The organism is Caulobacter sp. GW822-FHT07D08 (assembly GCF_058798735.1).
Map to the genome: position 1 here is coordinate 36,244 of NZ_JBXAKU010000015.1, position 20,375 is coordinate 56,618.

Sequence of the window (20,375 nt, forward strand, 5' to 3'; positions counted from 1 at the left end):
TTGTTCGGACGGCCGGCCCATAGTGGCTGCATGGCCGAGGCAATGAAGTCGGCGCCGGCGCCCAGGGGGCGAGGCGCGAAGTCCAATCGAACGGGGCGGTTCGAGGCGAACGAACGCGAGGCGTTCGACGATGGTTGGGGCGAGGACGAAGAGCCCAAGCAGTTGAAGACCGAGCTGCAGCCGATGAAGTCGCGGACGATCATCGTCCGCAACCAGAGCCCGGACGTAGGCTTCGACCGCTCGATCAATCCGTATCGCGGCTGCAGCCACGGCTGCATCTATTGCTACGCCCGACCCAATCACGCCTATCTCGGCTTGTCGCCAGGCCTGGATTTCGAGAGCAAGATCTTCTTCAAGCCGCACGCGGGCGAACTGCTGGAGAAGGAGCTGGCCAAGGCTTCGTACAAGCCCGCGACGATTCACATCGGCGGCGACACCGATCCCTACCAGCCTGATGAGAAGCAACTTCGGGTGACGCGGCAGATCATCGAGGTGCTGGACCGCGTCAGCCACCCGTTCACGATCATCACCAAGTCGGCTCTGATCCTGCGCGACCTCGACGTGCTGAGCCGGATGGCCGAGCGCAAGCTGACGCGGGTGGCGATCTCGATCACGACCCTGGACCGCAAGTTGGCCCGCAGCATGGAGCCGCGCGCGGCCACGCCTGGCAAGCGGATCGAGGCGGTGCGCCGGCTGACCGAGGCGGGCGTGCCGGTGACGGTGATGTTCGCGCCGGCTATTCCGGGTTTGAACGACCACGAGTGCGAGGCCGTGCTGGAGGCGGCGGCCAAGGCCGGCGCGCGCGGCGCGGGCTATGTCGCCCTGCGCCTGCCCCGTGAGATCGCTCAGCTGTTTCAGGAGTGGCTGGAGACCGACCACCCTGACCGCGCCAGGAAGGTGATGTCGCTGGTTCGCCAGATCCGCAAGGGCGAGACCTACAGCGCCAGTTGGGGCGAACGGATGGTCGGCGAGGGTCCAGTGGCCGAGGTGCTGCGACAGCGGTTCCACCTGGCGGTCAAGAAGTTCGGGCTGGACCAGCCGTGGGCGCCGCTGGACGCGACCCAGTTCACGCCGCCGAGGAAGCCGAGCGCGCAGATGGATTTGTTTGGGTAGGTTCGCCCTTCGACAAGCTCAGGGTGAGGTTTCTAGTGTGAGGCCGCCACCTTGGTCCTCATCCTGAGCTGTCGAAGGACGAGGATCACGCGGGGCCTTGACCGCGCCGCCCCCGCTGGCCAAGCAAGGCCATGATCTCCGTCGTCCTCGTCGCTTCCGAAGACCTGGCCGGCCTGGCCGCCCAGATGGCCATGCTGGTGCCCGCCGCCGTGGACGGGCTGGTCAAGGAGGTGGTGCTGGTCGCGAGCGGCGAACCAGGTGTCGAGGCCCTGGCCGAGGACAGTGGGGCGCGGCTGGTGACGACCTCGGGCGATCGCCTGGCGGCGGGCGCAGCGGTGGTTCGGGGCGACTGGATCCTGACCCTGCGTGCGACGCCGATCCTGCGCGAAGGCTGGCGCGAGCCCGTCGAGAAGCATCTGACCGGCGGGGCTGGGACGCCCGCGGTTCTGACCGCTCCGGGTGGCATGCTCAGCAAGCTTTCGCCACGCCTGCATGGCGTCTTGGTTCGACGGCTCGACTGGCCCGCGAGCGGCGGTGACGAGAGAGCTTTGGCGAAGACGTTGCGGGCTAGGCGGCTGACTTACTAGGTAGGTTCCCGTCCGTATGGGTCTTCGCGGGGACAAGCGTGTCAGGGCTGAACCTGCGCCAGCTGCGTCATGAGCTGGTCTATCGAGGTCGGGGCGGCGACCTGCGGGTCGAGGCGGAAGTCCACCGTCCGCGCGCCGCTGGCCACGGCGTCCAGGGTCTTGTTCTCCGCGCCCATCAGCCGGCGATAGGTCCAGTAGCTGGCCATCACCTTCTCGACGTAGTTGCGGGTCTCCTTGAACGGCAGGCTCTCGATCAGCAGCAGGGTGTCGCAGTCCGCGCCCAATTGAGCCGCCGTGCGGTTCAGGGTCGCCGGCCCGCCGTTATAGGCGGCGACGGTGCGCAGCAGGTCGGGACTCTTGACGCCGCGGTCCATCAGCCAGGTGAAATAGTCCTGGCCGGCCCGCAGGTTGTAGGCGGGATCGAATAGCGGGCTGTTGTCGGCCAGCAGCTTGTCATCGCCGACCACGTCGGCGGCCGAGGCCGGGCGCACCTGCATCAGGCCCATTGCGCCGGCGGCGGAGAGGGCCATCGGGTCGAAGCGGCTTTCCTGGCGCACCAGGGCATAGACCATGGCCTTGTCGATGGTGAAGCCGCCGACCGGGTCCAGCGGGGGCAGGGGATAGTCCTCGCCGCCCACCCGGCGCACCGGTCGGCCGGCGTTCAGCGGAGCGTTGGCGTTCAGGGCCAGGGCCAGAGCGGTCCAGTCGTCGCGAAGTTCCTGGGTGTCGGCCAGAGACAGACCAGCGCGCAACTCCATGCCCGCGTCGCGCCAGCGGCCGACCTGGGCCAGGGCGGTGGCGCGACGGGCGCGCGGGTCGTTCTTCACGAGCTGTTCCAGCGAGGCCGTGTCGGGACCGACATAGCTGGCGCGGGTCAGCAGGCTGGCGATCGGGTCGTAGTTGTCTTCGGCGATGGGGACGCCCGCCATGGCCAGCTGCCGTGCGGCGATCATGCCGTAGAAGGTGTGCGGCGAGCGGGCGGCCTCGCCCAGCAAGGTTCGGGCGTCACGGCCGTGGCCGGCCTGGCTGGCCACGCGGGCCGCCCAGAAGGCGCCGGCGGCCCGCAGCCACTCGTCCTCGTGTTCGTCGTGGGCGACCTGCTCGAAATAGGCCTGGGCGGAGCGATAGTCACCCAGGCGATAGGCCGACAGCCCCGCGATCCAGGTCTCGCCGCCGGCCACGGCCAGGCTCAGGGCCTTCTGGACGTCGCCGGAATAATAGGCCTCGCGGGCGGCGCGGCCCTTGTCGGCGGGCGGCGGCGCCGTCTCGTCGCCGATGAACAGCTCGGGCACCGGCGCGGCGGCGACGCGCTTGCGGGCCGGCTTTCGCTTCAGGGCCAGGGCGTAGACGCGGTCGGCGCCCGCCTCGTCGGCATAGGTGCGCAGCCAGCGGGTCAGGTCGTCGTAGCTGGCCGAAAACCGGGTGGGGTGCATGACCTTGGCGAAGGCCAGGCGGCCGGCCAGGCTGCGGTCATGGGTGTTGGCGAAGGCCGCGGCGGCGGCGTCGAAATCACCGCGATCGGTTGCGGCGAAGGCGGCGCGATAGGCGCGGACGTCTTCCGGCGACAAAGGGTCAAGGGCGCCCGCGTGCGCGACAGACACCGTCGCGCACAGGAAGAGGGCCGACAACACGGCCAAAGGGCGAGCCAAAATCCGCAAAAACCGTTTCCGCGCTCCCCCGCAGGCGCGCGTCCCCCGTTCCGATTGGTCGAACGCAGTTCTAGTGCGGGCGGTCCGGGCGATCAAGTCGCTCGGTCAGCGTCAGAAGATCCTGCCAGGCCTTCTTCTTCTGGGCGGGCGTGCGCAGCAGGAAGGCCGGGTGCAGGGTCGGCATGGCCGGCAGCTCGATGGACTTGTCCTCCGACAGCCATTCGAACCAGCGGCCGCGCATGGAAAGGATGCCTTCCTCGCGCTTCAGCATGGCTTTCGCCGAGGCTCCGCCGGCCAGCAGCAGCATCTTCGGCTTCACCAGGGCGATGGCGCGCTCGACGAACGGGGCGCACGTCGCCTGCTCCTGGGGCGTTGGCGTGCGGTTGCCGGGCGGGCGCCAAAAGACAGTGTTGGTGATGAAGGCGCGGCCTTCCAGGCCGGCGGCCTTCAGCATGCGGTCCAGCAGCTTGCCCGCGCGACCGACGAACGGCTGGCCTTGGGCGTCCTCGTCGGCGCCGGGGCCTTCGCCGATGATCATCAGCGGTGCGTCGCCGACCCCACGCGAGAACACGGCCTGCTTCGCCCCCTGCATCTTCAGAGGGCAGCCGTCGAACGCGGCGATGGCGGCGGCCAGGCTTTCCAGGTCGTCGCAGGCGGCCGCGGCGGCCTTGGCGGCGGCGATGGCCGAGCCGACATCGGGACCGCGCGCCAGAGCCAGGCCGGGACGGGAGACCGGCGGCGGGGGAGGCGGCGGCTGGTTGCGGGCCCGCAGCATCGCCGCGCCCTCGGCCAGGCGGTCGATCGGCGCGTCCGCGTAGGACGTATCGACGCCCGCATCGGCCCAGAAGGCCAGCAGGCTTTCGACGGCGCGTTGATCGACGGCGAGGCTCATGAGACGATCTTATCGCGGAATGTCGCCGGGCTCCACGCTGCGTCGCAGCAAAAAAGAGGCGCTAGGCGCTTGACCGCCACTGCGTCACGTTCGGATAAGCTCTGATTCAAACAGTCATAAGACGGGCGGCCGAGCCCCCTTTACCGGGAGACCCCATGAGCGAAGACCTCGAACGCGAGTCGATGGAATACGACGTCGTCATCGTCGGCGGTGGTCCCGCGGGCCTTTCCGCGGCCATCCGTCTGAAACAGCTGGCCGCCAAGGCCGGGACCGAGATTTCCGTGGCCTTGCTGGAAAAGGGCTCGGAAGTCGGCGCCCACATCCTGTCGGGCGCGGTGATCGATCCCAAGGGCCTGGCCGAACTCTTCCCGAACTGGAAGGAAGAAGGCGCGCCGCTGGAGACGCCTGTCACCAAGGACCGCTTCAAGCTGCTGGGTCCGCAGGGTGAGCTGTCCCTGCCGATGTTCGCCATGCCGCCGTTCATGCACAACCACGGTTGCTACATCGCTTCGCTGGGCAACCTGACGCGCTGGCTGGCCGGCAAGGCCGAGGAGCTGGGCGTCGAGATCTATCCGGGCTTCGCCGCCTCGGATCTGGTCTGGAACGAGGACGGCTCGGTCAAGGGCGTCGTCGTCGGCGTCGTCGGCATCGCCAAGGACGGCCACCACAAGCCGGACTATCAGCCGGGCATGGAGCTGCACGGCAAGTACGTCTTCATCGCCGAGGGCGTGCGCGGTTCGTTGGCCAAGCAACTGATCGAGAAGTTCGACCTCTCGGCTGGCAAGTCGCCGCAGAAGTATGGCATCGGCATCAAGGAGCTGTGGCAGGTTCCGCCCGAGAAGCACCAGCCGGGCCTGGCCGAGCACACCACCGGCTGGCCGCTGGACAACCAGACCGGCGGCGGCAGCTTCATGTACCACTTCGGGGATAACTACGTGGCCATCGGCTACGTCGTACACCTGAACTACAAGAACCCGTGGATCTCGCCGTTCGACGAGTTCCAGCGCTTCAAGCAGCATCCGGGCGTGAAGCCCCACTTGGAAGGCGGCAAGCGCATCGCCTACGGCGCGCGGGCCATCACCGAGGGCGGCTACCAGTCCGTGCCGAAGCTGACCTTCCCGGGCGGCGTGCTGATCGGCTGCTCGGCCGGCTTCGTCAACGTGCCGCGCATCAAGGGCAGCCACAACGCCGTCAAGACCGGCATGATGGCCGCCGAGGCCGCCTACGAGGCCGTCCAGGCCGGCCGCGCCAGTGACGAACTGACCGGCTATCAGACCGCCTACGACACGTCGTGGGTGGCCAAGGAGCTGAAGGTCGTCCGCAACGCCAAGCCGATGCTGGGCAAGTTCGGCACCGCCCTGGGCGGCGCGGTCAGCATGTTCGACATGTGGTGCACGCACTTGCTGGGCGGCTTCTCGTTCTTCGGCACCATGAAGCACGAGAAGACCGACGCGGCCTCGACCGGCCTGGCCAAGGACTACCAGCCGATCGTCTATCCCAAGCCTGACGGCGTCATCAGCTTCGACAAGCTGAGCTCGGTGTTCCTGTCGGCCACCAACCACGAGGAAGATCAGCCGGCGCACCTTAAGCTGAAGGACCCGTCGATCCCGATCTCGGTCAACCTGCCCAAGTACGGCGAGCCGGCGCGCCTCTACTGCCCGGCCGGCGTCTACGAGGTGCTCTACAACGAGCAGGGTCAGGATCCGCGCTTCCAGATCAACGCCCAGAACTGCGTCCACTGCAAAACCTGCGACATCAAGGATCCGTCGCAGAACATCGTCTGGACCACGCCAGAAGGCGGCGGCGGACCGAACTACCCCAACATGTAAATGGAATAGCCTCCCGGTCCCGGACCGGGAGGCTTTTTCTTGCGAGCAACCTCGAAACCGCCGAGGGTGGCGGGATGACGCGTTTCAAAGTCCTCCTCGCCTGCGTTTCCGTTTCGGCCCTGGCGGCCTGCGCCCAGGGACCCAGTACGGTGACGCTACGAGGCCCCGTGGCGGGCTCGCCGCTGTTCGACACCCGCTCCTCGTACGGCCAGTTCCTAGCGGGCCAGGCCGCCCTGCGCGACGGCAAGTCCAAGGAAGCGGCCAGCTATTTCGGCACGGCCGCGGTGCTGGGCGACGACCCCGGCGTGATCGGCGAGCGCTCGTTCTCGGCCTTGCTGCTGGCGGGTGAGATCACCCGCGCCGCCGCCGCGGCCCCCACCGGTCCGGACGCCACGGAGGCCGTCCAGCGCATGGGCGTGCTGACCCGCGTGGTCGAGGCATTGGCCACCAACAAGGGCAAGGACGCCCAGGCGCTGCTGAAGGCCGAGCCGCTCGGCTTCCCGCACCAGCAGGCCGCCGCGCTGCTGGCCCCGTGGGCCGCCGCCGCGGCCGGCGACAAAGAGGGCGCGACCGTTCAGCCGACCCTGCGCACCGACAGGCTGGTGCAGTATTTCGGCCAACAGGGCCAGGCGCGCCTCTATGAGCGCGCCAAGCGCTATGACGAGGCCGAGACCGACTACAAGGCCCTGACCGGCAACGCCGCCACGGCCAGCATCTTCACTTTGGACTACGGCGCGTTCCTGGAGCGCCGCAAGCGCCACGACGACGCTGTGGCCCTTTACGACACGGCGCTGCGCGCCGCGCCCAACGATACGGGCCTGCTGCGGGCTCGCGCCCGCGCCGCCGCCAAGGGCGCGCCGCCGCCGATGCCGACCCTTCGCCAGGGCGCGGCCGAGGGGCTGGTGGCCTGCGCCGCCACCTTCGCCGGCGAGCACCAGGCCCAGTTCGCCCTGGCCTATCTGCGTCTGGCCCTGCGCCTGGATCCGGCCCGCGACGAGGCGTGGGTGCTGGTCGGCGACCTGCTGAATCAGGGCCGGGACCCACAGGGCGCGATCGAGGCCTATGGGCACGTGCCGGCGGGCTCGCCGCAATACGCCTCGGCTCAGAGCAAGATCGCCTGGGCCTGGAACGACCTCGGCGACAAGGCCAAGGCGCTGGACGTGGCCCGCGCCGCCGCTACGGCGGCGCCCGGTGATCGCGACGCCCAGCTGGCCCTGGCCGATCTGCTGCGGGCGGGCAGCCAGTGGGACGAGTCGGTGGCGGTGCTGGACAAGGTGGTCGAACGCGAGAGCGCCAGCCCCGACTGGCGCGTGCTCTATCTGCGCGCCGTCTCTTTGGAGCAGGCCAAGCGCTGGCCCGAGGCCGAGCGTGACCTGCAGGCCGCTCTGAAGATCAACCCGAATGAGCCGGAGTTGCTGAACTTCCTCGGCTACAGCTGGATCGACCGCAACGAGCACTTGGCCGAGGCCATGGGCATGGTCCAGAAGGCCGTCGCCGCTCGCCCGCAGTCAGGCGCCATGCTCGACAGTCTCGGCTGGGCCTACTATCGCCTGGGCGACTACAAGGCCGCCGTCGAGAAGCTGGAAGGCGCCGTCGAGCTGGAGCCCGGCGATCCGGACGTCAACGGCCACCTGGGCGACGCCTATTGGCGGGTCGGTCGCAAGACCGAGGCCCGGTTCCAATGGCAGCGGGTCCTGAGTCTTGAGCCCGACGAAAAGCAGAAGGCCGAGTCCGAAGCCAAGCTGAAGAACGGCCTGGCCGCGACCGGCGCGGCGGCGACCGCGTCGACGGTGGCCCACAACTAGGCTATCGGGCTTTCGTCCGTTTTCGCTTGAGTCCAGAGATCATGCGGCTTTCCGCCTTCGCGCCGGCCAAGGTCAATCTGTTCCTGCACGTGAGCGGGCCGGATGCGGAGGGCTATCATCCGATCTCCAGCCTGATGGTCTTCGCCGATGTCGGCGACCGGGTGATGATCCAGCCCGCCGACGCGCCGGATTTCGAGACCTCGGGTCCGTTCGGTGGCGCGATCCCGGCCGGAGGCGACAACCTCGTGGTCCGCGCGGCGCGGGCCTTTCATGCCAAGCTGGGCGGGCCGATCCCGCCGTACCGGCTGATCCTCGAAAAGCACCTGCCGATCGCCGCCGGCCTGGGCGGCGGCTCCAGCGACGCGGGCGCGGCCCTGAAGTTGTTGCGCGACGCCCTGGCCCCGAGCCTGTCCGACGACGACCTGGAGCCGCTGGCCGCCAGCCTGGGCGCGGACGGCGCGGCCTGCCTGCGGGCTACGGCCCTGATGGCCGAGGGGCGAGGGGAGATCCTGTCGCCGGCCCCGGCCTTGCCGGAGCTGCCTGCGGTGCTGGTCAATCCAGGCGTTCCATCGCCGACCGGGGCGGTCTATCGCGCCTATGACGCCGCCGTGCATCCGGACGGCGCCGAGCGCCCGTTCATGCCGTCCGACCTGGAAAGCGTCGAGGAAGTCGCCGCCTGGCTGTCGGTGGCCACCCGCAACGACCTGGAGGCGCCGGCCGTGGCGCTGGAGCCGCGCATCGGCGAGGTGCTGGACGTCCTGCGCGACGAGCCCGAAAGTCTGCTGGTCCGGATGTCCGGCTCCGGGGCGACCTGTTTCGCCCTCTGCGCCGGCGATATCGAGGCCGAGGGGCTGGTCGACCGTCTTGAGGCGATGCGACCGGACTGGTGGGTGCGGCGTTGCCGCCTGAGCTGAGGAAATGGACATGAAGCGCCGTGACGTTCTCGCCGCCCTCGGTCTAAGTCCCATTTGGGGCCTGGCCGCCGCGCCTGGGCGGGCCAACGCCCAGATCCTGAACCTGGCCCCGACGCCGATCGTGCCTGGCCCCGGCGACGTCGTGGTCAGCCTGGACACCAGCCTGGGCGGCATCATCATCGCTCTGAAGGCCAGGCAGGCGCCGCTGACCACGGCCAACTTCCTGCGGTATGTCGACGGCAAGCTCTATGACGGGGCCAGCTTCTGGCGGGCGGCCAAGGCGCCAGGCTCGACCACCTACGGCCTGATCGAAGGCGGCCTGGCCGGCGATCCGAAGAAGGTGCTGAAACCCGTCGCCCACGAGCCGACCACCCAGACGGGTCTGCGCCATGTCGACGGCACGCTGTCCCTCGCCCGCCGCGAGCCGGGCAGCGGCGACAGCGACTTCTTCATCTGCGCGGGTGACGCTCCGTATCTGGACGCCAACCCCGCCGCCGAGGGGGACAATCTGGGCTTCGCCGCCTTCGGTCAGGTGGTCAAGGGCATGGAGATCGTCCGCGAGATCCTGAACCTGCCGACGCCCGGCGTGGCGATCAATCCAGTGATGAAGGGGCAGATGCTCGAGCCCGTCGTGCCGATCGTCGCCGCGCGGCGGCTCTAGGCTTAGGCCAAAGAGAAAGGGCCCGGAGGGAAACCTCCGGGCCCTTCGCTTTTTCGGATGAACCTACGTCAGCCTTAGCTGTGGTAGGCGCGTTCGCCGTGTTCCGAGATGTCCAGGCCTTCTTCTTCGGCTTCCGGCGAAGCCTTCAGGCCGATGATCAGCTTGATCACGAAGAAGACGATCAGCGAGGCCACCAGCGACCAGACGACCGTGACGCCGACCGCCTTCAGCTGGGCGATCACTTGCGCGCCCAGGTCATAGACGGCGTTGTCGCAGGTCGACAGGTCGCCGTCCTTGCCGCAGCTCGTGTAGTCGACGATGCCGGCGCCGCCCCAGGCGGGGTTGACCAGCAGGCCGGTGCCGATGGCGCCGACGATGCCGCCGATGCCGTGGATGCCGAAGGCGTCCAGGCTGTCGTCGTACTTCAGGGCGTTCTTCACGACCGAGCAGAAGAAGATGCAGATCGGCGAGACGACCAGACCCAGGATCACCGAACCCATCGGACCGGCGAAGCCGGCGGCCGGGGTGACGGCCACGAGGCCGGCGACGATGCCCGAGGCCAGGCCCAGGGCCGACGGCTTCTTGCGGGTGACCCACTCGACGACGATCCACGACAGACCGGCGGCGGCGGTGGCGACGAAGGTGTTGATCATGGCCAGCGAGGCGTAGCCGTTCGATTCCAGGTTCGAGCCGGCGTTGAAGCCGAACCAGCCCACCCACAGCAGGCCAGCGCCCACCAGGGTCAGGGTCAGCGAGTGCGGGGGCATCGGCTCCTTGCCGTAGCCTTGGCGCTTGCCGAGGATCAGGGCGCCGACGAGAGCAGCGATACCAGCGTTGATGTGGACGACGGTGCCGCCGGCGAAGTCCAGGGCGCCGAAGCCCCAGATCAGGCCCGACTTGACCGGAGCGGTCGGGGCCAGGGCGATCGCGTCAGGACCCGGCCACCACCAGACCATGTGCGCCATCGGATAGTACGACAGCAGCGGCCACAGGACGGCGAAGGCGACGATGGCGGCGAACTTCATGCGCTCGACCAGCGAACCGACCACGAGAGCGGCGGTGATGGCCGCGAAGGTCGACTGGAACGAGATGAAGGTGAACTCGGGGATCACCACGCCGGTCGAGAACGTCGCGACGTTGCTGGCCGGGGTCACGTCCTTCAGGAAGAGACGACCGAGGCCGCCCACGAAGCTGTCCCAGCTGCCGCCGTCGGTGAAGGCGAAGCTGTAGCCCCACAGCACCCAGGCGACGAAGCCGATGATGGCGACGGTCGAGACCTGCATCATCACCGACAGCATGTTCTTGGCGCGCACCAGGCCGCCGTAGAACAGGGCCAGGCCCGGGATGATCATCAGCAGGACCAGCAGCGAGGAGGTCAGCATCCACGCGTTGTCACCCTTGTCGTTCTTGTCGACGATGGTGGGCGCGGCGGCCGGGGCGGGAGCCGGCGTGGCGGCCGGCGCGGCCTCGGCGGGCGCGGCGGCGGTCATGGCGGCGGCCGGCGCGGGCGCGGCCTCCTGGGCGAAGGCGGTGGCGCCCAGCGGGGCCCCCGCCAGGGTCGCGGCGAGCAACAGCCCGGCCAGCGGTTTGAAGGTGAGTTTCATCGTCGGTATCCCCTTTTCCCGATGCGTTACAGAGCGGCCGAGCCGGTTTCGCCGGTGCGGATGCGGACGGCTTCTTCGACGTTCAGGACGAAGATCTTGCCGTCGCCGATCTTGCCGGTGGCCGCGGCGGCCTTGACCGCTTCGACGGCCTTGGCCGCGGACGCGTCGTCGACAACCGCTTCCAGCTTCACTTTCGGCACGAAATTCACCTGGTACTCGGCGCCCCGGTAGATCTCGGTCTGGCCTTTCTGACGGCCGTAGCCCTTCACTTCCGACACCGTCAGACCTTCGACGCCGGCGGCGACGAGCGCTTCGCGCACCTCGTCCAGCTTGAAGGGTTTGACGACCGCTATGATCAGTTTCATCCGCCTTGCTCCGACCCGTTGAGCTACGGGCTTGCTTTGCTTGGTTGTTCGGAAGCGTTCTCGCCCCCGGTGCGATCACCGCCGACGCCGCCATCACGCGCTGCATCGTTCCCCGGCCTGGCTACGCTATCGGCGACGGTTCCGTGACGGGTGGCGCGGGCAAGGTTTTGGAAAGGAAATGGGCAAGGCGCCCAAAATATCGGCACGCAGCGCTGCGACTGCGTCAGAAACCGGCGATTCGGCCTGACGGTAAGTTCTGGCTCCGACGGGTCGGCTTGTCCTAGGTTGGCGGAATCCCCAACGCCTCGCTTCGGAGCCCGCTCATGTCGCCGCTGGTCATGAAGATCGCTCCCTGGCTGATGCTGGTCATGTCGAACGTCTTCATGACCTTCGCCTGGTACGGTCACCTGAAGGGCAAGCCGATGGCCTTGCCCGTCGCGATCATCTCCAGCTGGCTGATCGCCCTGCCCGAATACTTACTTGCCGTGCCTGCCAACCGGATCGGGCACGCCGTGTATTCGACGGCTGAATTGAAGGTCGGTCAGGAGTTCATCACCCTGATGGTCTTCATGCTGTTCTCGTATTTCTATCTCGGTGAAGCGATAAAGTGGTCGACCGTCGCTGGATTTGGCCTGATCGTCGCCGGCGTGGCGGTCATATTCTATTTCCGGTGACGCTTTCCGTGATCACGTGCCCGTGATCACGGAACCGACTCCCCGGTCCGGGCGTACTCCGCTCGAACCGAGAGGAACTCGATCATGATCACCCAGCGTCTCCTGACCGCCGCCGCCGCGGTCGCCCTGATGACCGGCTTCGCCCACGCCCAGGACGCGACGGCGCCCGCCGCGCCAGCGCCGGCCGCGTCCTCGCCCGTCGTCGCCAAGGGCGACCTGATCCAGACCGCCGAGGCCTCGGGTCAGTTCAACACCTTCCTGAAGGCTGTCGGGGCCGTGAACCTGACCAGCGTTCTGAAGACCAACCAGAACCTGACCCTGTTCGCTCCGACCGACGCGGCCTTCGCCGCCCTGCCGGCCGGCGAGCTGGACAAGCTGATGCTGCCCGAGAACGGGCCGCTGCTGCAGAAGGTGCTGACCTATCACCTGATCAACGCCAAGGTTGACTCCACCAAGATCAAGGGCGCCAAGGGTGAAGTGAAGAGCGTCGAGGGCTCGCCGCTGCTGCTGGATGGCTCGGGCGCGGTCCCCATGGTCGACACCGCCACCATCACCCAGACCGATGTGATGGCCACCAACGGTGTGCTGCACGTGGTCGACAAGGTTCTGATCCCGAAGGACGTCCCGGGTCTGCAGGCCGCCGCCTCGGCGACCGACGCCAATGCGACCATGCAGGTCGCCGCCAACGAGCAGCAAGCGCCGGCCGGCCAGGCCATGACGCCGGCCCCGGCCGCCACGACCGACATGGCCTCCGACCCCGCCGTCAGCCCCGCCATGCCGGCGGCCACGGCCACGGCCACGGCCGCGCCGGACGCCGGGGTGAACACCTCGGTGGTCGTGCCGGTGTCGTCGCAATCGCCGGAGGCCCAGGCCTCGCTGAAGGCCGGCGACGCCAATGTCGTCTCCAATCCGCCGGTCGCCGACACCGTCGCCAACCGAGCCAAGTACGGCAAGCCGGACTCGAACGCCGGTAAGCGCACCGTACCGAAGGGCAACTAATTCGCGACCCCGCCTTTCGGGGCAGGACTTCGCTTGAAGCAGCAGTCGGCGGGCCCTATGGTCCGCCGACTTTTTTCTAGGCCTGCTTCGATTGATGTCGCGCGAAAAACCCAAGTCCTTCCAAAGCCTGATCCTGACGCTCCATGACTATTGGAGCCGGCAGGGTTGCATCATCCTGCAGCCGCATGACGTGGAAGTGGGGGCGGGGACTCTGCACCCGGCCACGGTGCTGCGCGCCCTGGGCCCCAAGCCCTGGAACGCGGCCTATGTGCAGCCCTCGCGCCGTCCGGGCGACGGTCGCTATGGCGAGAACCCCAACCGCCTGCAGCACTACTACCAGTACCAGGTGATCCTCAAACCGAACCCCGAGAACATGCAGGACCTGTATCTCGGCTCGCTGGAAGCGATCGGCCTGGACCTGCGCACCCACGACATCCGCTTCGTCGAGGACGACTGGGAAAACCCGACCGTCGGGGCCTGGGGCCTGGGCTGGGAAGTCTGGTGCGACGGCATGGAAGTGTCACAATACACCTACTTCCAGCAGGTCGGCGGGCTGGACGTCTCGCCGGTGGCCGGCGAGCTGACCTATGGCCTGGAACGCCTGGCGATGTACGTGTTCGGCGTCGACAACGTCTACGACCTGCCGTTCAACGACCCGGACTCGCCGCTGGGCGCGACGACCTATGGCGATGTGTTCCTGGAGAACGAACGCCAGCAGTCGGAAGCCAACTTCCACGGCTATGACGTCGCGGTGCTCAAGCAGCAGTTCGAGCAGATGGAAGAGCAGGTGCCGCTGATGCTGGCCCGCTCGTACCACAACAAGGCGCTGGTGCTGCCCGCCTATGACATGGTCCTCAAGGCCAGCCACCTCTTCAACCTGATGAACGCCCGCGGCGCGATCGCCGTCGCCGAGCGCGCCAGTTACATCGGCCGCATCCGCGACCTTTGTAAGATGTGCGCCAGCGCCTGGGTCGAGCAGCAGGAAGCCGCGTAAAGTCTGATGCCCCAACTTCTCCTCGAACTGTTCTCGGAAGAGATCCCCGCCCGCATGCAGGCCCAGGCCGCCAAGGACCTGGAGCGCATGGCGCGCGAGCATCTGGCCGCCGCCGGCTTCCTGCCCGAGGCCCTGAAGACCTTCGCCGGCCCGCGTCGCCTGACCCTGGTGGCCGAAGGCCTGCCGCTGGCCCAGGCCGACCGCAAGGAAGAGCTGAAGGGCCCCCGCGTCGGCGCCCCGCCGCAGGCCATGGAAGGCTTCCTGCGCAAGGCCGGCCTGACCCAGGACCAGCTGGTCGAGCGCGACGGCGTCTACATGGCCTTCATCGAAAAGAAGGGCCGCCCGACGCCGGAGATCGTCGCCGAGATGGTCGAGGCCATCGTGCGCGGCTTCCCTTGGCCCAAGTCGATGATCTGGGGGACCAAGAAGCTGCGCTGGGTGCGTCCGCTGAAGCGGATCCTGTGCGTGCTGGACCGCGAGGTGGTGCCGTTCTGGATCGAGGGCATCCCGAGCGGCGACGTGTCCGAAGGCCACCGCTTCATGGGCGACGCCCAGCCGTTCGTGGCGCGCGACTTCGACGAATACGCCGCCGGCCTGGAAGCTCACTACGTCGTGCTCGACGTCGAGGAGCGCAAGCAGCGCATCCTCGAAGGCTGCAAGACCCTGTGCTTCGCCCGTCACCTGGAACTGGTCGAGGACCAGGGCCTGCTGGACGAAGTCGCCGGCCTGGCTGAATGGCCGACGCCGGTGCTGGGCGACATGGATCCGGTGTTCCTGAGCCTGCCGCCCGAGGTGATCCGCACCTCGATGCGCACGCACCAGAAGTACTTCGCCGTCCGCAAGGCCGGGGAAGAGGGTCTGGCCCCGCACTTCATCACCATCGCCAACATCCAGGCGGCCGACGGCGGCGCGGTGATCGCGGCCGGCAACGCCAAGGTGCTGTCCTCGCGCCTGTCCGACGCCCGCTTCTTCTGGGACGAGGACGTCAAGGTCGGCTTTACGCCATGGCTGGAGAAGCTGAACGGCGTGACGTTCCACGCCAAGCTCGGGACCATGGCCCAGCGCGTCGAGCGCATCGTCGCCTTGGCCGGCGAGATCGCTCCGCTGGTCGGCGCGGATGTCGAGAAGACCAAGGAAGCCGCGCGTCTGGCCAAGGCGGATCTCGCCTCGCAGATGGTCGGCGAGTTCCCCGAGCTGCAGGGGATCATGGGCGGATACTACGCCCGCCAATTCGGCCTGGACGGCGAGATCGCCGACGCCGTGCGCGACCACTATAAGCCGCAGGGGCCGGGCGACTCCGTCCCGTCCGCGCCGGTGAGCGTAGCGGTGGCGCTGGCGGATAAGCTGGATACGCTGGTGGGCTTCTTCGCGATCGACGAGAAGCCGACGGGCAGCAAGGATCCCTATGCGCTGCGTCGCGCGGCGCTTGGGGTGCTTAGGATTGTGCTGACGGCTCAAGCGCGGGTCGCGATGATGCCGTTGCTGGAGAACGCGACGGCGAGGCTGAATATCTCAGCGGATCCGCAGGACGTCGCCAGCGACGTCACCCTGTTCCTGGCTGACAGGATGAAGGTTTCGCTCAAAGAAGACGGTCTGCTCGCGGGCGCCGACGCAGTGCTTTCGTATGGTGGCGACGACTACGTCGTCATCAGAAAGAAGGTCGAGGCCCTGGACGGTTTCCTGAAGACGGACGACGGCAAGAGCCTGATGGCCGGCTACAAGCGCGCCTCCAACATCCTCAAGGCCGAGGAGAAGAAGGGCGCTCTGCCGGTCGGGGCGCCCGAGGAGCCGGCCGCCGACAGCGCCGCCGAGGTGGGGCTCTACAACGCCCTGCGCCTGCTGGACAAACCGCTGAAGGACGCCCTGGCCAAGGAAGACTTCACCGGCGCCATGACCCAGCTGGCTGAGCTGCGCGGCCCGGTCGACGCCTATCTGGACGGCGTCTTCGTCAACGAGCCCGAGCACCGCGACAACCGCCTCAAAACCCTGGCCGCCGTCCGCGACGCCATGGGCCAGGTGGCGGACTTCGGCCTGATCGCGGGGTAAATCCGATCTTCCGATTTCCCCGGCGAATGCTGGAGCCCAGACGAACCAAGAGCGCCGGGCGGCTTCGCTCGGCGCTCTTTCGCATTCACGGCTGACGTTCAGGATGGATCTGGGCCCCGGCATTCGCCGGGGAGATCGGGTGTTTTGGTTCGAAAGACCCTAAGCCGCCGCCGCGTCGAACTCGGCCTTCCAGCCGGCGAAGGCGGCGCGGTCGTCCTGGTCCCAGGGGTGGAAGCCGGGGCGGTACCAGGCGAAATAGGTCTTCCAGCCCCGGCGGAACAGGCCCGGCTTGTCCCACACGAACGCGTTGACCGCCTTCAGCGCCGCCTTGGGCGAATAGCCGTCGGCCTCCAGCAGGCGGGCGGCGTAGCGGCAGATGTTGCGGGTGAACATGAGGGTCACGAAGAACATCGCCCGGCAGCGCATCATGTAGCGGCGACGCGGCGACCAGTCCTTGGTGGCGACCATGAAGACATCATAGGCGACCGCCTTGTGCTCGGTCTCCTCCATGGCGTGCCAGCGCCACAGCTTCTCGACCTCGGGATGGGCCTTGTCGAACAGGTCCTGATGGCGCACGTGCATCTCGGCCATCATCGCCGTGAAGTGTTCCAGCGCGATGGTCGACAGCAGCATGGCCATATCGCCGCGCTCGCGGGCCATCTTCACGCGGCCCTTCACCGTCTCCTCGATCTCGGCGACCGGATAGCGCGTGCGGTCGATCAGGCTGTTCAGCTGATGATGCTCGCGCGAGTGGATGGCTTCCTGGGCGATGAAGTTCCTGGCGTCGTCCAGCAGCTTGCCGGTCAGCAGGTGGCGGTAGTTGCGCACCGCGTCCATGAACAGGCGCTCGCCGTCCGGGAAGGTCAGGGACAGGGCGTTGAACACCGCCGTGCCGACGGGATCGCCGCCCAGCCAGTGGCCCTTCTGGGCGTCGGAGAGGTCGAAGCGGATGTCGCGCGGGGTGACGTCCAGGTCGGCCGGAGTGGACTTCGTCTGAGGGGTCTGGGTGTCGATCATGGCGTTATGCGCTCCGCCGGTTTAGGGCTGTCTAAGCCGCTCGATGGCGCAGAGTGAGTTGTACTGACAAAAATGTCAATAGAGGCTTCAGTCCCGAAGACCCGCGTGCGCCGTACGCCCGAGGCCGCGCGCGAGAACATCCTCGCGGCCGCCGAAGTCCTGCTGGTCGAACACGGCCCCCAGGCCATCAAGCTGGCCGATGTCGCCAAGGCCGCCGGTGTGGTCCACGCCAATGTCATCCACCACTTCGGTTCGATCGCCGGGGTCGAGACGGCGCTGATGGAGCGGATGATCCGGCAACTGGCCGACAAGATCATCGTCGGGTTCAACGCGCAGGGCGTTTCGCCGGGCTTCGGGGCCCAGGCCCTGTTCGACGCCTTCGAGGCCAAGGGCGTGGCGCGGCTGGCGGCGTGGCTGGAGCTGACCGGAGAAGGGCGGCGCATGACCCTGGTGCGAGAGGTCGTCGACGAGGTGGTTCAGACGCGGCTGGCGCGCGACGTCGGCGTCGAGCGCGACAAGATCGTCGACTTCATCCTGGTCAACATCATCCTGGCGATCGGGGTGGGACTGTTCGGGCCGACGCTGAGCGAGCTGCTGGGCCGGCCGTCGGACCGCGCGCGTGAACTGGCGCTGGAGATGGTCGCGGGGCGGATCACCGCCATGGGCGGCAAGGCCTAGAGCCCTTTAGCTTTAGATGGAATCATCTAAAGCGTTCAAAAGGGCTCTAAATGTTTGATTCTAGAGCCTGTTTATCCCGTTTAGATGGTTCCATCTAAACGGGACAGGCTCTAGGCGCGGCCAAGCAGCGCCGGCAGGACTTGCTCGGTCAGCAGAGGCGCGAGACGCAGATCGCCCGGCGCGGCCGGATCGATCCAGGCCAGTTCTTCGATCTCGGCTTGAGCAGCGATGTCGCCCTCGACCGTTGCCAGATAGGTCACCGACTGGACGGTGAAGCCGGCCTCGTTGGCGGCCGGGGCCGAGAAATGGCCCAGGAGTTCGGCATGGACCAGCCGGCAACCCAGCTCTTCGTCGAACTCGCGCGCCAGGGTGGTCAGATCGTCCTCGCCGGCGTCGCGCTTGCCGCCGGGCTTCATGAAAGTGGCCGTGCCGCGCTTGCGGACCAACAGCATGCGGCCGTCCGCGTCGCGGATCACGGCGGTGACGATGTCGAGGACGCGGCTCATCCCGGGAAGATAGCCGCGTCCCCGATTCTTTTCCGGGATTCGCGTCGCTACTTCTCGACCGCCGCCAGGATGTGCTCGGTCAGCAGCTTCTCGGCGATGACGTGCGGCTGGCGGACGCCGAAGTTGGTGGTGGTGATCACCGCCACCAGGTCGAGATCGGGCACGACGGCGACTTTCTGGCCGCCCGTGCCGCTCATCACCCAGGCCTTGTGGCCGGCGCCATCAGAGCCTGGGAAGGTCTGCAGCCAGATCAGATAGCCGTAGTCGGTGTTCTCCCGGGCATTGGCGTGGGGCGCGACGGCCGCCTTGACGAAGTCGGCCGGCAGCACCGGCTTGCCGTCCCACTGGCCGCCATTGGCATAGAGCTGGCCCAGCTTCAGCAGGTCGCGGCTACGCAGGCCCAGACCGCCGCCGCCCATGGCCAAGCCCTTGGGCGATATCTGCCAGTGTGGATTGTCGATGCCGAGCGGCTTGAACAGCACCTCGTCGGCGAAGGCGGGCAGGGGCTTCTTCACGGCGTTCTGGACGACCTGACCCAGGGTCACGGCCCCGGCGGTGCAGTAGCTGAAGCTGCGTCCGTAGGGCGAAGCCTCCGGTTTGGGCATCCAGTCCGGGAAGCCGCGCACCGGCAGGTCGAGATAGAAGCCGACCCAGTCCTCGATCAGGTACATCCGCTCCTCGTTGCCGCGCGAGAACTGGTTGTCGTCGTCGCACTCGGCGATCGAGCTCATGGTCAGCAGATCCTCGACCGTGACCTTGTCCTTGCGCGGGTCGGGATTGGCGGCCAGCGGGCGGTCCTTCAGGTAGGCCTTGATGGGCGCGTTGACGCCGGGCAGGGCGCCGCGGGCGATGGCGGCCCCGGCCAGCATGGCGGTGACGGTCTTGGTCGTGGAGCGGGTGTTGCGCCGCGCCTCGGGACCACCATCCTTCTGATCGGCGTCGTAATAGGCCTCGAACACCAGCTTGCCGTGGCGCGCGACCAGGACGCTGGTGATCTGCTGGAACTGTCCGGCCTTGATGGCGGCCGACATCGCGTCGAGCTTGGCGGCGGAAAGGCCCTCGGCGGCGGGCGTGGCCGTGGACCAGTCGGCGGCCTGGGCGCAGAGCGGTGTCAGGACGAGGGCGGCGATGAACGCGAAGGCTTTCAAGGCGGGAACTCCAAAGGGAACCTCTGCCGTCTAGGCCGCGCCGGCCGTCTCGTCTTGGACGCTTGAAACCTCGGGCCGGCGACCGCACAGCCGGGCGAACTCGCCGGGCGTGAGGCCATAGGCCTTGAGGAACTGGCGATTGAGGTGGCTCTGGTCGCAGAAGCCGGACGCCAGGGCGATCTCGCCGATCGGGTCGCGGCCGCGCATCAGCAGGTCGGCGGCCCGCTCCAGCCGGCGGGTGCGCAGTCGGTCGCCCGGCGCAGCGCCCAGCCAGCGGCGATAGCCGCGCGCCAGGTGGACGGGATGCACGCCGGCGATCTCGGCCAGATCGGCGACGCTGATCGGCTGGTCGAACACATCCGCCAGATAGGTCTCGGCGCGGTCCAGCCACGGTGGGCGGCTGTCGCCGTCCGAGGCCGGCGTCAGCGCCTGGGCGGCCAGTTCCAGGCTCAGGCCCTCCAGCGACAGCGTCTCGGCGTCGCGGGCCAGCAGCGAGCGGGTCAGGCGCAGGGCGGCACGGCGGGCGGCGGGACCCGTCAGCCGCAGAGCGTCGATCGCCGCGCCGCGTCCGGCGTCGGCCAGGGTCCGCCAGTCGGTGGGGGCGAAGCTGACGGCCAGGAAATAGCCGCCGACATCGACGAAGCGGTCGCGATGCACCACGCCCGGCGGGTTGAAGACCAGCACCGGCCCCTCGGTCTCGGGGCCGGCGGCGGTGGTCACATAGCGGCCGTGGGTGGCCAGCACGAAGTGGGCGTCGTCGTGACTGTGCTCGTCGACGTGCTCGGCGCGCTTGGTGGCCTCGAGGTGGGCCAGGCGCACGCCCTGAAGTTGGCGCTCGACGGTTGGCGCGCCATAGAACCGGCCTTGGCTGAAGGCGGTCCTCGGCGCGGCCAC

At 68.0% G+C, this 20,375-nt stretch carries 19 protein-coding genes; 11 read left to right on the forward strand and 8 right to left on the reverse strand.

Annotated elements, in window-relative coordinates; all coding sequences use genetic code 11:
- Nucleotides 1-30: 30 nt before the first annotated feature.
- Together AC1RJ9_RS21990 and AC1RJ9_RS21995 are read left to right on the forward strand one after the other, a co-directional pair.
- On the forward strand, nt 31-1,113 hold the full coding sequence (locus AC1RJ9_RS21990) for a PA0069 family radical SAM protein (protein WP_492840107.1): 1,083 nt from the start codon (nt 31-33) through the stop codon (nt 1,111-1,113).
- Between the two features lie 131 nt (nt 1,114-1,244).
- Nucleotides 1,245-1,700 (forward strand): glycosyltransferase family protein, encoded by a 456-nt coding sequence (locus tag AC1RJ9_RS21995; RefSeq protein WP_492840106.1) that lies wholly within the window; start codon nt 1,245-1,247, stop codon nt 1,698-1,700.
- Nucleotides 1,701-1,741: 41 nt separating this feature from the next.
- On the opposite strand, the gene AC1RJ9_RS22000 is transcribed toward AC1RJ9_RS21995, so the two are convergent.
- Both AC1RJ9_RS22000 and AC1RJ9_RS22005 read right to left on the reverse strand, forming a co-directional pair.
- The gene (locus AC1RJ9_RS22000; RefSeq protein WP_492840105.1) at nt 1,742-3,358 is read right to left on the reverse strand and encodes a lytic transglycosylase domain-containing protein; all 1,617 of its coding nucleotides are present in this window, start codon (nt 3,356-3,358) and stop codon (nt 1,742-1,744) included.
- A 61-nt stretch (nt 3,359-3,419) separates the two neighbouring features.
- The gene (locus AC1RJ9_RS22005; protein WP_492840104.1) at nt 3,420-4,241 is read right to left on the reverse strand and encodes a uracil-DNA glycosylase; all 822 of its coding nucleotides are present in this window, start codon (nt 4,239-4,241) and stop codon (nt 3,420-3,422) included.
- A 155-nt stretch (nt 4,242-4,396) separates the two neighbouring features.
- Between AC1RJ9_RS22005 and AC1RJ9_RS22010 the strand changes: the two genes are divergently transcribed.
- The 4 genes from AC1RJ9_RS22010 (at nt 4,397) to AC1RJ9_RS22025 (ending at nt 9,450) form a co-directional block, all read left to right on the forward strand.
- Nucleotides 4,397-6,070: an electron transfer flavoprotein-ubiquinone oxidoreductase gene (locus AC1RJ9_RS22010; RefSeq protein ID WP_492840103.1), complete on the forward strand. Its 1,674-nt coding sequence runs from the start codon at nt 4,397-4,399 to the stop codon at nt 6,068-6,070.
- 74 nt (nt 6,071-6,144) lie between these two features.
- Nucleotides 6,145-7,875, forward strand: coding sequence for a tetratricopeptide repeat protein (locus tag AC1RJ9_RS22015; protein WP_492840102.1), 1,731 nt, complete (start codon nt 6,145-6,147; stop codon nt 7,873-7,875).
- A 41-nt stretch (nt 7,876-7,916) separates the two neighbouring features.
- The gene (locus tag AC1RJ9_RS22020) at nt 7,917-8,789 is read left to right on the forward strand and encodes a 4-(cytidine 5'-diphospho)-2-C-methyl-D-erythritol kinase (RefSeq protein WP_492840101.1); all 873 of its coding nucleotides are present in this window, start codon (nt 7,917-7,919) and stop codon (nt 8,787-8,789) included.
- 10 nt (nt 8,790-8,799) lie between these two features.
- Complete coding sequence (locus AC1RJ9_RS22025) at nt 8,800-9,450, forward strand: peptidylprolyl isomerase (protein ID WP_492840100.1); 651 nt, start codon at nt 8,800-8,802, stop codon at nt 9,448-9,450.
- A gap of 74 nt (nt 9,451-9,524) precedes the next feature.
- Here the strand turns inward: AC1RJ9_RS22025 and AC1RJ9_RS22030 are convergent, their stop codons facing one another.
- The gene (locus tag AC1RJ9_RS22030) at nt 9,525-11,054 is read right to left on the reverse strand and encodes an ammonium transporter (protein ID WP_492840099.1); all 1,530 of its coding nucleotides are present in this window, start codon (nt 11,052-11,054) and stop codon (nt 9,525-9,527) included.
- 26 nt (nt 11,055-11,080) lie between these two features.
- Entirely contained in the window at nt 11,081-11,419 is a 339-nt protein-coding gene (locus tag AC1RJ9_RS22035) for a P-II family nitrogen regulator (RefSeq protein ID WP_004623580.1), read from the reverse strand.
- A 323-nt stretch (nt 11,420-11,742) separates the two neighbouring features.
- Here AC1RJ9_RS22035 and AC1RJ9_RS22040 point away from each other — a divergent pair, with 323 nt between their 5' ends.
- The 4 genes from AC1RJ9_RS22040 to glyS all read left to right on the forward strand — a co-directional run bounded on the left by AC1RJ9_RS22040 (nt 11,743) and on the right by glyS (nt 16,132).
- Nucleotides 11,743-12,093 (forward strand): DMT family protein, encoded by a 351-nt coding sequence (locus tag AC1RJ9_RS22040; protein WP_492840098.1) that lies wholly within the window; start codon nt 11,743-11,745, stop codon nt 12,091-12,093.
- Nucleotides 12,094-12,177: 84 nt separating this feature from the next.
- The gene (locus AC1RJ9_RS22045; RefSeq protein ID WP_492840097.1) at nt 12,178-13,092 is read left to right on the forward strand and encodes a fasciclin domain-containing protein; all 915 of its coding nucleotides are present in this window, start codon (nt 12,178-12,180) and stop codon (nt 13,090-13,092) included.
- 94 nt (nt 13,093-13,186) lie between these two features.
- Nucleotides 13,187-14,086: a glycine--tRNA ligase subunit alpha gene (locus AC1RJ9_RS22050; protein ID WP_492840096.1), complete on the forward strand. Its 900-nt coding sequence runs from the start codon at nt 13,187-13,189 to the stop codon at nt 14,084-14,086.
- 6 nt (nt 14,087-14,092) lie between these two features.
- Complete coding sequence (gene glyS / locus AC1RJ9_RS22055) at nt 14,093-16,132, forward strand: glycine--tRNA ligase subunit beta (protein ID WP_492840095.1); 2,040 nt, start codon at nt 14,093-14,095, stop codon at nt 16,130-16,132.
- Between the two features lie 159 nt (nt 16,133-16,291).
- On the opposite strand, the gene AC1RJ9_RS22060 is transcribed toward glyS, so the two are convergent.
- Entirely contained in the window at nt 16,292-17,149 is an 858-nt protein-coding gene (locus AC1RJ9_RS22060; RefSeq protein WP_492840094.1) for a metal-dependent hydrolase, read from the reverse strand.
- Between the two features lie 72 nt (nt 17,150-17,221).
- Here AC1RJ9_RS22060 and AC1RJ9_RS22065 point away from each other — a divergent pair, with 72 nt between their 5' ends.
- Nucleotides 17,222-17,827: a TetR/AcrR family transcriptional regulator gene (locus tag AC1RJ9_RS22065; protein WP_492840093.1), complete on the forward strand. Its 606-nt coding sequence runs from the start codon at nt 17,222-17,224 to the stop codon at nt 17,825-17,827.
- Between the two features lie 110 nt (nt 17,828-17,937).
- On the opposite strand, the gene AC1RJ9_RS22070 is transcribed toward AC1RJ9_RS22065, so the two are convergent.
- Genes AC1RJ9_RS22070 through AC1RJ9_RS22080 form a run of 3 tightly spaced genes read right to left on the reverse strand, consistent with a single transcriptional unit; the run spans nt 17,938 to nt 20,375 of the window.
- A complete protein-coding gene (locus AC1RJ9_RS22070; RefSeq protein ID WP_492840092.1) occupies nt 17,938-18,333 on the reverse strand; it encodes an NUDIX hydrolase in 396 nt (131 codons plus the stop codon).
- Nucleotides 18,334-18,380: 47 nt separating this feature from the next.
- The gene (locus AC1RJ9_RS22075; RefSeq protein WP_492840091.1) at nt 18,381-19,481 is read right to left on the reverse strand and encodes a serine hydrolase domain-containing protein; all 1,101 of its coding nucleotides are present in this window, start codon (nt 19,479-19,481) and stop codon (nt 18,381-18,383) included.
- Between the two features lie 30 nt (nt 19,482-19,511).
- Nucleotides 19,512-20,375 (reverse strand): helix-turn-helix transcriptional regulator, encoded by an 864-nt coding sequence (locus tag AC1RJ9_RS22080; protein ID WP_492840090.1) that lies wholly within the window; start codon nt 20,373-20,375, stop codon nt 19,512-19,514.

Coding starts and splice junctions, on each gene's coding strand:
- AC1RJ9_RS21990 (WP_492840107.1), top strand. CDS start 31: ATGGCCGAGGCAATGAAGTCGGCGCCGGCGCCCAGGGGGCGAGGCGCG.
- AC1RJ9_RS21995 (WP_492840106.1), top strand. CDS start 1,245: ATGATCTCCGTCGTCCTCGTCGCTTCCGAAGACCTGGCCGGCCTGGCC.
- AC1RJ9_RS22005 (WP_492840104.1), bottom strand. CDS start 4,241: ATGAGCCTCGCCGTCGATCAACGCGCCGTCGAAAGCCTGCTGGCCTTC.
- AC1RJ9_RS22010 (WP_492840103.1), top strand. CDS start 4,397: ATGAGCGAAGACCTCGAACGCGAGTCGATGGAATACGACGTCGTCATC.
- AC1RJ9_RS22015 (WP_492840102.1), top strand. CDS start 6,145: ATGACGCGTTTCAAAGTCCTCCTCGCCTGCGTTTCCGTTTCGGCCCTG.
- AC1RJ9_RS22020 (WP_492840101.1), top strand. CDS start 7,917: ATGCGGCTTTCCGCCTTCGCGCCGGCCAAGGTCAATCTGTTCCTGCAC.
- AC1RJ9_RS22025 (WP_492840100.1), top strand. CDS start 8,800: ATGAAGCGCCGTGACGTTCTCGCCGCCCTCGGTCTAAGTCCCATTTGG.
- AC1RJ9_RS22030 (WP_492840099.1), bottom strand. CDS start 11,054: ATGAAACTCACCTTCAAACCGCTGGCCGGGCTGTTGCTCGCCGCGACC.
- AC1RJ9_RS22035 (WP_004623580.1), bottom strand. CDS start 11,419: ATGAAACTGATCATAGCGGTCGTCAAACCCTTCAAGCTGGACGAGGTG.
- AC1RJ9_RS22040 (WP_492840098.1), top strand. CDS start 11,743: ATGTCGCCGCTGGTCATGAAGATCGCTCCCTGGCTGATGCTGGTCATG.
- AC1RJ9_RS22045 (WP_492840097.1), top strand. CDS start 12,178: ATGATCACCCAGCGTCTCCTGACCGCCGCCGCCGCGGTCGCCCTGATG.
- AC1RJ9_RS22050 (WP_492840096.1), top strand. CDS start 13,187: ATGTCGCGCGAAAAACCCAAGTCCTTCCAAAGCCTGATCCTGACGCTC.
- glyS (WP_492840095.1), top strand. CDS start 14,093: ATGCCCCAACTTCTCCTCGAACTGTTCTCGGAAGAGATCCCCGCCCGC.
- AC1RJ9_RS22060 (WP_492840094.1), bottom strand. CDS start 17,149: ATGATCGACACCCAGACCCCTCAGACGAAGTCCACTCCGGCCGACCTG.
- AC1RJ9_RS22065 (WP_492840093.1), top strand. CDS start 17,222: ATGTCAATAGAGGCTTCAGTCCCGAAGACCCGCGTGCGCCGTACGCCC.
- AC1RJ9_RS22070 (WP_492840092.1), bottom strand. CDS start 18,333: ATGAGCCGCGTCCTCGACATCGTCACCGCCGTGATCCGCGACGCGGAC.